Annotated in this window: 14 protein-coding genes; 8 read left to right on the top strand and 6 right to left on the bottom strand. The window is 65.7% G+C overall.

Annotated features, from left to right (window positions below; all coding sequences use genetic code 11):
• Positions 1 to 34: 34 nt before the first annotated feature.
• Positions 35 to 982: a phosphoribosyltransferase gene (locus EVC45_RS24705; protein WP_129960858.1), complete on the bottom strand. Its 948-nt coding sequence runs from the start codon at positions 980 to 982 to the stop codon at positions 35 to 37.
• Positions 983 to 1,253: 271 nt separating this feature from the next.
• On the opposite strand from EVC45_RS24705, the gene EVC45_RS24700 reads away from it, so the two are divergent.
• Together EVC45_RS24700 and EVC45_RS24695 are read left to right on the top strand one after the other, a co-directional pair.
• Positions 1,254 to 1,823, top strand: coding sequence for a molybdopterin-dependent oxidoreductase (locus EVC45_RS24700; protein WP_129960857.1), 570 nt, complete (start codon positions 1,254 to 1,256; stop codon positions 1,821 to 1,823).
• Complete coding sequence (locus EVC45_RS24695) at positions 1,793 to 3,640, top strand: ATP-binding protein (protein WP_129960856.1); 1,848 nt, start codon at positions 1,793 to 1,795, stop codon at positions 3,638 to 3,640. The genes EVC45_RS24700 and EVC45_RS24695 overlap by 31 nt, the downstream gene beginning before the upstream one ends.
• Positions 3,641 to 3,671: 31 nt before the next feature.
• On the opposite strand, the gene EVC45_RS24690 is transcribed toward EVC45_RS24695, so the two are convergent.
• The 4 genes from EVC45_RS24690 to EVC45_RS47680 form a co-directional block, all read right to left on the bottom strand.
• Entirely contained in the window at positions 3,672 to 4,526 is an 855-nt protein-coding gene (locus EVC45_RS24690; protein ID WP_129960855.1) for a helix-turn-helix domain-containing protein, read from the bottom strand.
• A gap of 409 nt (positions 4,527 to 4,935) precedes the next feature.
• Positions 4,936 to 6,276, bottom strand: coding sequence for a type II toxin-antitoxin system HipA family toxin (locus tag EVC45_RS24685; RefSeq protein ID WP_129960854.1), 1,341 nt, complete (start codon positions 6,274 to 6,276; stop codon positions 4,936 to 4,938).
• 1 nt (position 6,277) lies between these two features.
• Positions 6,278 to 6,532 carry a helix-turn-helix domain-containing protein gene (locus EVC45_RS24680; RefSeq protein WP_129960853.1) on the bottom strand — a complete coding sequence of 85 codons (255 nt, stop codon included), beginning with the start codon at positions 6,530 to 6,532 and terminating at the stop codon, positions 6,278 to 6,280.
• 54 nt (positions 6,533 to 6,586) lie between these two features.
• Positions 6,587 to 6,715 carry a hypothetical protein gene (locus EVC45_RS47680; RefSeq protein WP_306770793.1) on the bottom strand — a complete coding sequence of 43 codons (129 nt, stop codon included), beginning with the start codon at positions 6,713 to 6,715 and terminating at the stop codon, positions 6,587 to 6,589.
• A 48-nt stretch (positions 6,716 to 6,763) separates the two neighbouring features.
• Between EVC45_RS47680 and EVC45_RS24675 the strand changes: the two genes are divergently transcribed.
• The 6 genes from EVC45_RS24675 (at position 6,764) to EVC45_RS24650 (ending at position 13,252) form a co-directional block, all read left to right on the top strand.
• A complete protein-coding gene (locus EVC45_RS24675) occupies positions 6,764 to 8,104 on the top strand; it encodes an FAD-binding oxidoreductase (protein WP_129960852.1) in 1,341 nt (446 codons plus the stop codon).
• Positions 8,105 to 8,156: 52 nt separating this feature from the next.
• Positions 8,157 to 8,789 (top strand): C39 family peptidase, encoded by a 633-nt coding sequence (locus EVC45_RS24670; protein WP_129960851.1) that lies wholly within the window; start codon positions 8,157 to 8,159, stop codon positions 8,787 to 8,789.
• 124 nt (positions 8,790 to 8,913) lie between these two features.
• Complete coding sequence (locus tag EVC45_RS24665; RefSeq protein WP_129960850.1) at positions 8,914 to 9,237, top strand: hypothetical protein; 324 nt, start codon at positions 8,914 to 8,916, stop codon at positions 9,235 to 9,237.
• A gap of 83 nt (positions 9,238 to 9,320) precedes the next feature.
• Entirely contained in the window at positions 9,321 to 10,253 is a 933-nt protein-coding gene (gene lhpI / locus EVC45_RS24660) for a bifunctional Delta(1)-pyrroline-2-carboxylate/Delta(1)-piperideine-2-carboxylate reductase (protein WP_129960849.1), read from the top strand.
• A gap of 232 nt (positions 10,254 to 10,485) precedes the next feature.
• Positions 10,486 to 11,967, top strand: a complete 1,482-nt coding sequence (zwf, locus tag EVC45_RS24655) for a glucose-6-phosphate dehydrogenase (protein ID WP_129960848.1) — start codon at positions 10,486 to 10,488, stop codon at positions 11,965 to 11,967.
• Between the two features lie 139 nt (positions 11,968 to 12,106).
• Positions 12,107 to 13,252 carry a nucleoside hydrolase gene (locus EVC45_RS24650; protein WP_129960847.1) on the top strand — a complete coding sequence of 382 codons (1,146 nt, stop codon included), beginning with the start codon at positions 12,107 to 12,109 and terminating at the stop codon, positions 13,250 to 13,252.
• Between the two features lie 33 nt (positions 13,253 to 13,285).
• Here EVC45_RS24650 and EVC45_RS24645 read toward each other — a convergent pair.
• Positions 13,286 to 14,027 (bottom strand): LysR substrate-binding domain-containing protein (locus EVC45_RS24645; protein ID WP_306770792.1); only part of this gene is annotated, 742 nt, incomplete at its 5' end.

Here is a 14,027-nt window from a genome sequence, read left to right as displayed (position 1 = left end):
TGCGTTGCGCTGCTGCGCACGCGGAACGTTGTGCTCAGCTCCACGCCCTGGCGCTCACCAGCATTCCCGTGCGCGTCAGCGCATCCCACCAGATCACACGCAGCAACGGCGCCTGCTGCGCGATCAGCAGCGCCTGCACCGGATCGCTTTCGACGAAGTGCGTGACACCCGCGCGCAGCGCCGCGCTCGCCTTGTGCGCAGCCGCGCCGGCGGGGCTGTCGTCGTGCAAACCGGGCGCGCGCATCACCAGTTCCATGTGAGCGAAGCCGTGTCGCGCGAGCCACGCTTCGGTGCGCGCGCGATCCACCTCCGGGCGGCCCGTGATGATCGTGCGCACGTGCCGCAGGTCGATGCCGGGCAGCACCTCGAACGGCGGCAGCGCGTCGCGTTCGGCGAGCGCGGCGGCGAGGTCCTCGTCATAGCGCGCGAGCGGTACGTCAGGCAGCAGGATGCCGTCGAGGTCGATCGCATACGCCGCGTATTCGTGGTCGTCGGCCATCGCGGGCGCGGCGCCGGCTTCGACGCGCGCCCAGTCGTCGCGATAGCGCTCGGTGTACGCCTGGCGCTCCCACGGGAAGAGGGCGAAGTAGCCGCGCGCATCGATCGCGTAGTCGGGCTGTGCGCGGCTCAGCTCATCGACCGCGGCGGTCAGCGTTTTGACTTCGAGCCCGTGGGCCTGCAGAAACCCGATGCAATCGACGAGCGTAAATCCGCGTCCGGCGATGTCCTCGCACAGCAGCACTTTCGAGCCCGCGGGCGGGATCGGCAGTGTCGAATCCCATGCGACCGCGCGCGTCTGGCGGTCGTAGCGCAGAAACGCGACCGGCGCGCCGACCGTGTGCGACACCATCAGCGCGAGCGGCGCGCCGCCGCGCAGAATGCCGAGCGCCATCGTGAAACGCTCGGCGAGCAACGCGGGTTGCAGCGATTCGATCCAGTGATCGAGCTGTTCGTACGTCAGAGGCAGGACCGGCTTGTTCATGACTATCGAGGCGCCGCGTGGCGCAAGGGAAGGCGATGGTCCGCGGGGAGCTGCGCGCGGTGCGGGCTGACGCACTGGCGCGACAGCGCGGGTCCCCCGTTTTTGAGTCAGCGCATTTTGGCGATATTATGCATGCGGGTCAAAGGTCGCGTGTCGGGGTGGCACGCGTTTGACGGCACGGCAAGGCGGAATACTTCGCGTGGCACGAGATCGTCCGGCCGTGGCGCTGATCGCGGTCTGGCGGATCAACGAAAACGGATAAAAAAAGCAAATGGCCAACCTGATTGCAACGCCGCGCAATGCGGCCGGTGGAACTGGTGTGCGCTGGCGGATGCGCTGGCTGACGGCGCTGAGCGGGCTGATCGTCGGGCTGGCGGTCTGTTGCGCGCAGGCGCAGCCGGGCGCGCCACAGTCGCCGGCGCTGTCGCTCGACGTGCAGGGCAAGATCGCCAACACCAACGACGCCGCGCATCGCACCTATCATTTCAGCGAGGCCCAACTGCTCGCGCTGCCCGTGCATACGATCACGACCTCGACCACCTGGACGCCGCGCTCGACCTTCGCCGGCCCCAGGCTCGCCGACATCCTGAAGGCCGTCGGCGCGCACGGCACCGAAGTGGAGCTCCACACGTTCGACGACTACACCTACACCGTGCCGGTGTCGGACTGCGACCGCTACGGCGTGATCGTCGCGTACAGCATGAACGGCCAGCGCCTGAAACTCAGCGACTTCGGGCCGCTGTTTCTGATCTACCCGCGCGACGCTTTCCCCGATGAACTGACCGGCGCGCTCGGCGACTCGAAATTCGTATGGCAGATCAAGGCCCTCATCGTCAAATAGCGCGCCGTCCGTGGCGGCGCGTGTTGTATGTGCTGATCTGGCTGACGGCGCTCGCGGCGCCCGCCGGCGCGATCGGCTATCTGCTCTATGCAAACCTGTTGAACCCGCGCGCGACCGAGCAGTTGACCGGCACCTACGACGGTTTCTACTGGGACGCCGCGCAACTGCAGATCGCGTACGCGCGCTTCGAGAACCAGCTGCTGCTGTATCAATCCGGTAGCGACGACGACTTTCAGCGGCTGCTGCTGCGCTTCCAGCTGCTGCAATCGAAGCTGCGTGTGATGGCCGGCTCGACCCAGCGGCTCTCCGCGCAGCTCGCTCTGTTGCAACGGCAGCTCGACGAAATCAAGACGCTCGAGAACGTGCTCGACGAGATCCAGCCCGAGATCGACGTATTGCCGCGCGACCGCGCCCGTGCCGGGCACATCGATGCGCAGCTGCGCCAGCACTGGAGCGAGGTCAACGATCTCGCGCTGTCGCGCCGTTTCGCCGACGTCGCCGACCGCGAGGCGATGAACCGCGATTTCATCGACAAGCGCCGCATCCTGTTCGCGGGCGGTCTGGTGCTGCTGTTGCTGTCGGCGGCGGCGACGCTGCTGCTGGTGCTCAACGGCCGGCGCCGCACGCGGCTCATGCGCCAGCAGCGCGCGGCGCTGGAAGCCGAGCATCAGGCGAGCCGCGCGGCGCGCGAGGCGAGCCTCGCGAAGGATGCGTTTCTCGGCATGATCAGCCATGAGCTGCGCACACCGTTGCATGCGATCGTGTCGTCGGTGGAACTGCTCGGCTTCAACTACCACACGGAGGCCGACCGCAAGGTGATCCAGCGGCTCGAAACCGCGGCACGCCATCTCGAAGCGCAGATGAAGGACCTGACCGACTACGCCCGCCTTGGCGCCGGCAAGCTCGAACTGCGGCACCAGCATTTCGAGCCGCGCGAGCTGCTGGCGTCGATCGTCGATGAACACACGATGTCCGCCAAGTCGCGCGGGCTCAAGCTCGAAAGCGAGGCGAGCGGCGGGAGCGGGCTGGTCGAGTCGGACCCGCACCGGATCCGGCAGATCGTCAACAACCTCGTCACCAACGCGATCCGCTACACCGAGACCGGCACGGTGCGCGTCGAACTGCGCCAGCAGCCGGCGCTGCTGATTTTCGTCGTCAGCGATACGGGGCCGGGCGTGCCGTCCGCGCAGATCCCGCGGATCTTCGAGGAATTCACGCAGCTCGACGCGTCGCGCACGCGCCGCTTCGAAGGCGCCGGCATGGGGCTCACGATCGTGCAGGGGCTCGTCAAGCTGTTCGGTGGCACGGTCGACGTCGCCAGCACGGTGGGCGAAGGCACCCGCTTCACGGTGACGATTCCGGTCGTGCCGGTGGCGACCGTCGAGCCGGTCGACGTCGAGGAGCCAGCCGGACCGGGCGACGCGCGGCCGTGCGTGCTGATCGTCGACGACAACCGGCTGATCCGCGAGTCGCTCAGCGAAATGGTCGCGCACATGGGCTACGACTCGCTCGCGCTCGGCAATGCCAACGACGCGCTCGCGTGGCTCGATACACACCGCTGCGAAGTCGTGCTGCTCGATCTGCACATGCCGGAGCGCGACGGCTACACGTTTCTGGAAGACTTCGCGGCGCGCGGCGGACCGTCAGCGGGCGTACCGGTGATCGTGGTCAGCGCGTACGCGCCGGAGGTCATGCGGGATGGCGAAGGTGGCGGGACTGGCGCGCCGTCGGTGTTCGAGGCGTTGTTAAAGCCAGTACATTACGAGGATCTGAAGCACGCATTGCAGCGGGCGCTGGCGGCGCGGCATCAGGCGTGAGGGCGGCGCTGCCGCGCACGGGGCGCGCGGTTCAGGGCCGATTCAGCCGCTTCGACAGATCGGCGACGAGGATCGCCATGCGCGCGGGCTTCTCGTAGCAGGCGACGTCGTAATCGCGGATCACCTCGCTGATTTCCGATTCGCTGGCCTTGCCGGTCAGCAGTTCGCCGGTCAGCACGAAGATCGGCGCGTCCGGGTTCTCCGATGCGCGCACCGCGCGAATCGCGGCCGCCGAGGTTTGCGAGCCGAACAGCCAGTCGATGATCACGCCATCGAACACCTGGGTCTGCAACTGCTCGCCGAAGGCCGCGAGCCCATAGATCGCGACCGCCGTGAAGCCGCTGCGCTCCAGATAGTCGCGCAGGTTGTCCGCGCTCGCGCAATCGTCGTCGACGACCGCGATGGTAGGCTTGTCGGCTTCGGCGCGGCGCGGATAGATCTCGATCTTGTGGACTTCGTACGCGCTCTGATACAGCGTGCCATCGTGTCGCGCGACGCGCCATTGACCGAGCCGCGAGTAGGCGACGAACTCTGGTCGGCTACCCGGCTCGAGCGCGGCGCCGACCCACGCGGTGCAGGCGATTTCGGTCGCGCCGATGCAGAACACCGCCTCCTGGGCGATCGCACCGACGACGCCCGGGTCGAGCGACTGCGCGCCGAACAGCTGCGCCGCGGGTTCGTCGAATACTTCCGCGACTTTCTTGATCTGCGACAGCGTCCACGGACTATTACCGCGTAGTTTGCGGTGCCCCTGAGAAAAACTCAGATCGAGGATGCGGCATAGCTCAGTGGTCTGCTGGCGCTTGCCGATTCCATGCCGGCTCATCAACTCGCGCACGCGCTCGGCAACCGCGATGGAGTCGGGTGAGTGTGTTTCGTTGGCCATGCTGCGTGAAAATCCGCCGGGTTAAAAGGTACAGGTTGAGCGCGGTCGACAGGCGCAAGCCTACCCCCGCGCATGCAATGCGCATGAATCGGCCACGCGGGGACAGCAAATGTACCGTAACAAAATTAGAGTTTATGTTTTTGTCAGACAGTCCGCCGAGGCTGCTGATGCTAGCGACGCAACGGCCGCGCCGGTGACTTTCGATGCATTGAGCATCAAAAAGCATTCTACCGGTGAAACGATGACGAAACCGTAGGGAATCCACGAATGAGTCGTCAGCAAGACGGTGGATCCGGCTGCTTGCCGCAAAAAACCAGCCAGGTTCGCGCCTCGGGGAAATGTAGGCGATCCGCGCAATAAGAAGCCTGTCCGGAAGTGTCGGGTTTGCGCCGGCACGTGCGGTCGGCGTTCAGCTTGCCGGCATCGCGTCGAGCCGGGCCGCCGAGTTTTGAAGTCCTTTGAAAATCCGCTCGGCGACCTTGCCCGGAAAGCGCTCGGGCAACTCCGCCGACACCCGTTCGATCACGCCGGGCGTTTGCTCGATCAGCCGCTGGATCAGCGGCTCGGCGTCGGCGCCGTACGAGCACTTCAACGCCATCGCGTTGAAGTGACGCCGCTGCACGTCGCGAAACGCATCGTGCTTGCTGCGCGACCACAGACCCATCGCAAGCCGAGCCTTGTACCACGACCACTGGTTCGGGCCGTTGCCTTCGACCGGCCAGATCGACATCACGTCGTAGAGCGGCGTCAGACGATACTGGCCACCCGCGAGCAGGCGGATGCTGAAGTTCTTCGCGTGGCCGTCCGGCGCGGCCAGCATCCAGAACAGGATCTGGCTCGCGAGCAGGGTCTCGAGGTCCTGCCGCGCGTCGACCGATTGCTGCAGAATCCGCGCGAGGTCCAGCACGCCCGGGCCGCCTTCGTTTTCGTACTTGAGATGCGACGGCACGCCGTACACCTGGCAGAAATCTTCCTGCGGCAAACGCAATAGCCAGGTGCCGCTCGAATGCATCTGCCGGTCGAAGCGTTCGACGGCGAGCACGCGCTGCTTGCCGAACCGGAGCATCTCGGCATTCGCGACCGGCAGGCCGAACGCGCGCAGTATCCGCAGACACAGCCACTCGTTTTCGACCGACGTGCTCAGATCGGCGAGCCGGTTGCCGACCAGCCCGAGCGGCAACTTGAAGATATGCGTGGTCGGCGTCGCGCCGTGCGGGCGCTGCCATTGACCGTCGTGCCGCAGCAGCGCGGTTTTCTCCTGCGCGCCGGCGAGCGAGATGCGGAAGTCGTCGGCTTCGTCGGGCGAGCCGAGCGTCGGTTTGCCGACCGTTTGCGCGAGCAGCGCCTCGATGTCGTCGTCCGAGAGCGGTGTGCCCTCGATGCGCTGGACCCCGGCCGGCGCGTCGTTTTCGGCGAGCAACTGGACCGCGCCGACGCAGTCGCGGCCGATCGCCTGCAGCAGGTCGAACGCGTCGAGCGTTTCGGTCCGGTAGCGCTGCGCGATGCGTTTGCGGATCACGTCGCTGTCGGGCAGCAGGTTATCGAAGTAGTTGAGCACCCGCGGCCCTTTGTGCGTCATGTTGCCGGGCGTGAACGGCAGCGACAGCGACAGCGGGCGACCCGCGGACGACGTGACCCAGGCGGCGTCGTAGGCGAACTCCATCGGGCCGCGCGCGGGCAGCCGCCAGAGCCCGACGCGCTCGCCGTTGGCCCATACCGACAATGCCTTCGAAGCGGTTTGCCGGGCCATCTCACCACTCGACGTTCGGCGCCGGCGCGGGGCTCGGCTGATTTTTGTCACGCAACTGCAGTTGCAGCTCGTAGGCGCCGCACAGCGCGAGCAGCTGGGCGAGCGTGAGCCCGCTCGCATCGGTTTCGAGCGCGGAAATGCGGCTTTGGCTCACGCCGACGCGCGCGGCTGCCTCGGTCTGGGTGAGGCCGGCCTGGCGGCGGCTGGCCGCCAGCAACTGCGCGAGCTGGTCCGGCGTGGCAATTTGGTGGAGCATGGCGGATTATCTGCGAGACGAATAAATGCAATTTATGCGTTATACGAATATTTGTCAAATATTCGCGTGACGGATAATCGACGAATATTCGTTTGACGCATAATCGGGTTTTTTGCGGAAGGCGGCCGCGTCGTCCAGGCTGCGGGCAGCAATGGTGCCGAGCTCGCGCGGCATTGCGGACAAGGGCGCCCGCTGCGAAGATGACGCCCACGTTTCCAACCCGCCCAACCCATGACCACGACTTACCCGCTGCACTCGACCTTCACAGCCGCCGACCAACCGTTTCCCACCCACGCCGACGTCGTGATCGCCGGTGCCGGCATCATGGGCTGCGCGGCCGCTTATTACCTGGCGCGGCGCGGCCTGTCGGTGGTGGTGCTCGACAAGTCGCGGATCGCCGGGCAGCAGTCGTCGCGCGCATGGGGCTTCGTGCGTCAGCAGGGCCGCGAGGCTGCCGAGGTGCCGCTGATGATGGCGAGCATTCCACTGTGGACAGAACTCGAGCGTGAGCTGAATTTCGATCTCGAATGGCGCCAGGGCGGCTGCCTGTATGTCGCCAGCGGCGACGAAGACTGGACGTCGTTCCAGCAGTGGATCGAGGTCGCGCGTCAGTATGGCCTCGACACCCGCACGCTCGACCGCCGGCAGATCGATGCCGTCGTGACCGGCATGCAGGGCCCCGCGCTCGGCGGTCTGTACACGCCGAGCGATGGTCAGGCCGAGCCCCGCCGTGTCGCTGCGGCCTTCGCGGCACGCGCGAGCGAAGCCGGCGCGCGGTTTTTCGAGGGCTGCGGCGTGGTCGCCGTCGAACGCGCGGGCGGCGCGATCGCTGGTGTGGTCACCGAGCGCGGCACGATTCGCACGTCGCGGTTCATCTGCGCGGCCGGCGCGAGCAGTTGGCGGCTGCTCGGGACGCTCGGTCTCGAACTGCCGCAGCAGGCCGTGCGCGGTACCTGCATGCGCACCAATCCGCTACCGCCGATCACGGCGTCGACGTTCTGGGGCCACGGCCTCGGCATCCGGCAGCGCGCGAACGGCGCAATCAATCTCGCCGACGACATGCAGGTCGACGTCGACATGACGCTCGGCCATTTCCGCGCGCTCAAATGGTTTTTGCCCGAACTGTGGACGCAACGCGAAAAATTCAGCTTCCATCTGAACGGCGCCTGTCTGCGCGATCTGCGCGAGCGTCTGCCGGGCGGCGTGCCGGACGCCGAACGCGTGCTTTATCCGCGCGACCCGCATCCGCAGCCGAACGCGAGCCACGCGCCGCGCGCGCTGAACAAGCTGCGCGCGCTGTTTCCGGCGTTGCGCGACGCCCAGGTGGTCGAGGCGTGGGCCGGGCTGATCGACGTGTTGCCCGACGGCATTCCGGTGATCGATGCGCCGCCGCAGGTGCCGGGCCTGACGATCGCGACCGGCTTCTGCGGTCATGGTTTCGCGATGGGGCCGATCGTCGGTAAGCTGCTGGCTGAACTCAACGATGGCGGCGAGGCGTCGCTCGATCTGTCGGCGTTCCGTTTGCAGCGTTTCTTCGACGGCACGATGAAGCGGCCGCGCAGCATGCTGTAACCCTGCTGAACCCAGACCGATACAAACCAACCCGACCCGACCGATGCCGCTGATGACCGAACCCGTTCTCCGCCACGCCGCCGTCCCGTACTACACGCAATGGGGCAGCCCCGAGTGGGTGCGCGACATCGTTGAACAGCAGTGCGACCCGTGCGAAGACCCGCACTGGCAGCGCAGCGGTTTCGCCGACCCCGAGCGCTATCGTTTCTGGGCGCAACGCCTGTGCGGGCTGACGTGCCTCGAATCGGCGCTCGACTACTGGGGCATCGATCACGCGCCGCGCGCCGCCTTGCTCGAAGAGGCGCTGCGGCACGGCGTGTACCGGCTGCGCGACGATGGCGGCGTCGATGGTCTGATCTACCGGCCGTTCGCCGACTGGGCGGGCCCCGAGTTCGGCCTGGATATCGACGTGCTGCCGCAGGCGTCGCTCGAGGAGATCGCGGCGCGGCTCGACGCCGACACGCTCGCGATCGTGTCGGTGAGCCCCGAGATCCGCTATCCGGAGCGGCCGAACCAGCAGCGGGGCGGTCATCTGATCCTGCTGCACGGCCGCGATCGCGACGGCGTATGGTTTCACAACCCGTCGGGGGTCGCGCCGCATCAGGCCGACGTGTACCTGCCGTTCGCGACGATGTCGCGTTTCTTTGCGGGGCGGGGGATGACGCTCGGCCGCGGCACGCGCTAGCAGGCGAGCTGAGCATTGCGCGGAGTTTGCGATTCGATGGGCAAGGTTCGCAGATCGCGCGCTGAAAGCCGGGTCTGCTTCGTGCTAAGGCTGTTTTCTCGACGTTCGACCTATCGGGCCTCCCATGCATCGAGCCTTTCGCCTGATTGCTGCCAGCCTCGTCGTGCTCGACATGGCTGCTGCTGCGAATGCCGCGACCCGCGACGAACAGGCCCATGCGTGCCGCCACGATGCGTTCCATTTCTGTGCCGCGGCGATTCCGAACCGGGAGAAGATCATCGCCTGCATGAAGCGGCACCTCGACGAATTGAGCCCGGCGTGTCGGGCGATGTTCGGCAACGGCAACGGCAACGACAACGGCAACGGCAACGGCAACGGCAACGGCAACGGCAACAACAGCAACGGCAAGAACGGCGACAAAAACCGCGACCAGAACGGCGGGCAATAGACCGCCACTCGACTGGTCATTTTCTTTGCGCTCGGTTACGGTGACGCCATGCCCACTCCATCCAGCAATGGACCGTCCCGCCCATGACTCGCCCGAGCACGCAGATTTTCGACGCCGCCGCCACCGCGCGGCTGATGCCATACGCAGCGCTTGTCGACGCGTTGAGGCGCGCAAGCATCGACTATGCGCAACAACGCATCGTGAGCCCCGAGCGGCTCGTGGTGCCGCTGAACGCCGGCGGCATCATGCTGTCGATGCCCGCCACCGCCCCCGATCTCGCGATCCACAAGCTCGTCAACGTGTGCGCGAGCAACCGCGCGCGCGATCTGCCGACGATCCACGGTCAGGTCATGGCCTTCGATGCCGACACCGGCGAGACGCTGTTCGTGCTCGACGGTCCGACCGTGACGGGCCGCCGGACCGCGGCGATGTCGATGCTCGGCATCGCGACGTTCACCGCGCACACGCCGCGCGAATTCCTGCTGATCGGCACCGGCACGCAGGCGCTCAATCATCTGGAAGCGATCGGCGAACTGTTTCCCGACGCGCGCGTATGGGTCAAGGGCAGTGCACCCGCGCGCGCCGAGGCGTTCTGCGTGGCGCAGCACGGCAAGGTGCGAGAGCTGCTGCCGCTCGCGGAAGCGGACGCGGCGATTCCCGCTTCGGTCGACGTCGTGATCACGTTGACCACCAGCAAACAGCCGGTCTACGACGAGACGGCGCACGCCGGGCGGCTCGTGATCGGCGTCGGCGCTTTCACGCCGCAGATGGTCGAGATCGGCGCGACGACGATCGCCGGCAGCGCGCTGTTCGTCGATGACTCGGCGGGCGCGAAGCACGAAGCCGGCGATTTCATCCAGGCGGGCGTCGACTGGGCGCGGGTTGGCGGGATCGCGGCGGTGCTCGATCAGACGCAGCCCGTGCCGGCGGGGCCGGTGGTGTTCAAGAGCGTCGGTTGCGCGGCGTGGGATCTGGCCGCGTGCCGGGTCGCGCGCGACGCGCTGGCGCGCGGCTGATCGTCAGCGGCTCAAGCGCCACAAAAACCAAAATGTCCCGAAAAAACAGCCGTCTGGCGCGCAAGCCTGGAAACTTGCGCTAACCTGCGGCAGATGTTGCCGTGCAAACTATCTCAAAACGTTGCACCATAGATGTTTGCCGGAAAAAGCGCCATAGCGGACGTGAGCCGTAGCCGTCCGCCCGCCGCCGATTCCTGATCGACGCCTTCCCCCTAGACGCTGCGACCGTGCCATGACGACCCAACAAGCTCCTGCTACACCCGACCTGCCGCTCGACATGATCATCTTCGGCGGCACCGGCGACCTGTCGTTCCGCAAGCTGCTGCCCGCGCTGTATATGGCGCATCTGCACTGCAACCTGCCGCCGGAAACCCGCATTCTGACGATCGGCCGCAAGCCCTGGTCGCGCGATGAATACATCGCCGAATTCATGGAGCAGAAGGCGAAGCCCTTCATCGACAAGAAGGCGTTCGACGCGTCCGCGTGGGACAAATTCCTCGCGATTTTCGAATACGTGCGGATGGACGTCGATGCGTCCGAGGACTATCTGCGCCTGAAAGAAGCGTCGCGCGACGGTGTGCACCGCGTGTTCTATCTGGCGACCTCGCCGGATCTGTTCACCCATATCTGCGACAACCTGTCGTCGGCAGGGCTGATCGACGCCAACTCGCGCGTCGTGCTCGAAAAGCCGCTCGGCCACGATCTCGCGTCCGCGCAGGAGATCAACAACGCGGTCGGCAAGCATTTCCAGGAAGCGCAGATCTACCGGATCGACCACTACCTCGGCAAGGAAACCGTGCAGAACCTGATGGTGCTGCGCTTCGGCAACCCGATTTTCGGGCCGCTGTGGCAGGCGCCGTACATCAAGAGCGTGCAGATCACGGTAGCCGAAACGGTCGGGGTGGGCAGCCGCGCGGGGTTCTACGACAAGACCGGCGCGTTGCGCGACATGGTGCAGAACCACCTGCTGCAACTGCTGTGCATCGTCGCGATGGAGCCGCCGGTGTCGCTCGATCCCGACGCGGTGCGCGACGAAAAGCTGAAGGTGCTGCGCTCGCTGCGGCCGATGACGCCCGAGGACATCGCGCGCGACACGGTGCGCGGCCAGTACACGGCGGGCGCGGTCGACGGCGAGGCGGTCAAGGGCTACCTCGAGGAAGACAACGTGCCGGCCGGCAGCCGTGCCGAAACCTTCGTCGCATTGCGCGCGCGGATCAACAACTGGCGCTGGGCCAACGTGCCGTTCTTCCTGCGCACCGGCAAGCGGATGCAAAAGAAGCTGTCGGAGATCGTGATCGAATTCTCCGATCTGCCGTTCTCGATCATCCCGAGCGGTGGGCGCACCTACGGCAATCGTCTGGTGATCCAGCTGCAGCCCGAAGAGTCGATCCAGTTGCAGGTGCTCGCGAAAGAGCCGGGCAGCGGCATGCACATGCTGCCGGTGAGCCTGAACCTCGACCTGCAGCAGGCGTTCACCGAGCGTCGCGCGGAAGCCTATGAGCGGCTACTGATCGACGTGATTCGCGGACGTCTGACCCACTTCATGCGCCGCGACGAATTGGAAGCGGCATGGGCGTGGGCCGAGCCGATTCTCGACGGCTGGGCGAAGTCGGGCGAGCGGCCGCGCTCGTATTCGGCCGGCACGTTCGGACCGGCGGCATCGACCGCGCTGATGACGCGGGAGAACGCCGTGTGGGCGGAAGAATCGCAGTAACTGGCGTTTGACAGCGCGCCATTCGAGGCGGCTCGTGACGTTGCAGTAGCGTTACGAGCCGCTTTTGCTTGCGCTGTCGTTTGCGCGTGTGATGGTTTCCTTGTCCGCGTGACCCGGCGGCATTCCGAAAGAGGCATCGATGAGGCGAATTCTCGTGGCATTGATCTGGGCGGCAAGCGTGGCAATCACACTCAACCTCACGGCTTGCGCCAGCAACGGTCCCGATGCTCGGAACGATCCGCCGAAGGTGATCATCGACAGCGACTACAACACGCTCAGCGACGACGGCCAACTCGGCGTGATGGCCGCGCAATTGCAGGCGCAGGGTTCGCTGAAGGTGCTCGGCATTACCGTGGTGTCGGGCAATCAATGGCTGGAGCAGGGCGTTGCCGATGCGCTGAAATCGGTCGAGCGACTCGGCGTCGAACAGCAGATCGGCGTCTACGCGGGCGCCAACTACGCGCTGTCGCACGACTTCAAAACGATCCAGCGGGAACTGAAGGAATACCCCGGCGGCGACGGCTACATTGGCGCATGGAGCAAGCCCGAGCCGAAATCGGCTAGCGACCTCGTCGCGCCGCCGGACGGCTTTGCGACGCACACGAAGGTGCGGAGCCAGAGCGCGGTCGACTTCATCGTCGAATCGGTCAAGCGTTATCCGAACGAGGTGACGATCCTCGCGATCGGCCCGCTGACCAACATCGCGCTGGCCACGCGCGAACATCCCGAGATCGTGCCGCTGATCAAGCAGATCATTTACATGGGCGGCGCGATCGACGTGCCCGGCAATACCACGCGCACCGCCGAATTCAACTGGTGGTTCGATCCCGAAGCGGCGAATGCGGTGCTGCGTCTGCCGATCAAACAGACGGTGATTCCGCTCGACGTGACGGATACCGTGAAAATGGACAAGGCGCTATACGATCGCATCGCACACGATCCGGCGAAGCAGACCATCATCACGCAACTGTTCAAAACGCTGAACGGCTACGGCTACGACGGCAAGAACGGCTTCGAGACCAATCCGAACTACACGACGAACCTCTGGGACACGCTGACGCTCGCGTATCTGATGCATCCGTCGTTCGCGACGCAGACGGTCGAGGAGTGGGTGGATGTGGATACGGGCTTCGGCGCCAACGAGGGCAAGGCAACGGGCTACACGAGTTCGCCGCCGCCGGGTTTGCAGAAGATGACGGTCGTCAAACGATTCGATAATCAGGCGTTTTTCAATTTCTATGTCGATCTGTTGACGCGGCCGGTGCCGGTGCGGCCGGTGGACTGATCAACGCGCGAGCGCCGCGCGCCCGCATCCGCTTTACGCGGGATGCAGGCCACGCAGCAACTGACGCACGCGCGACAGATCCTGCTCGACGTGCCCGGCCTTCTCGAACAGCTCCGCGAGCCAATCGACGAACGCGCGCACGCGCGGCGACACGCGGCGATTCTTCACATAGGCGACCGAGACCGGCATCGGCACCGGTTTCCACTGCGGCAGGACTTCTTGCAGCAAGCCCGAATCGAGGTAAGGCTGCGCGGCGATGCGAGCGGGCTGGATCATGCCGAGGCCTTGCAGTCCGCAGGTCAGATACGCCTGTTCGTCGCTGACTTGCACGAAGCCGTTGAGCTTGACCTTGCGCGCTTCGCCGTCCACTTCGAAATCGAAGTCGCACTCGCGGCCGCTATGCGGCGACACGCAGTTGACCGCGACGTGCGCGCGCAGCTCGTCGAGATCGGTCGGCGTGCCGTGGCGGGCCAGATAGGCTGGGCTCGCGCAGGTGACCTGATCGAGCGTGCCGATTGTCCGCGCGACGAGATTGGAGTCGGGCAATTCACCGAGCTGGATGCTGCAGTCGATTGCTTCGGAAACCATATCGACGGTGCGGTTGCTGACGCCGATCGCGAGATCGAGGTTCGGGTAGAGGGCGTGGAACTCGTCTAGCGATGGGAGGACGATTGCGCTTGCTACCGCGCTGGGCATTTTGCGGCGGCTCCGGTTTTTCTGGACACAGAGTTGGGGTAAAACGTGTGATCCAAACTGGAGTAGTTGATGTTGAAGA

This window comes from Paraburkholderia sp. UYCP14C, from assembly GCF_004197395.1.
Lineage (GTDB): Bacteria > Pseudomonadota > Gammaproteobacteria > Burkholderiales > Burkholderiaceae > Paraburkholderia.
Note: the sequence above shows the minus strand (reverse complement) of the source record. Positions and strands in the feature narration are given on the sequence as shown.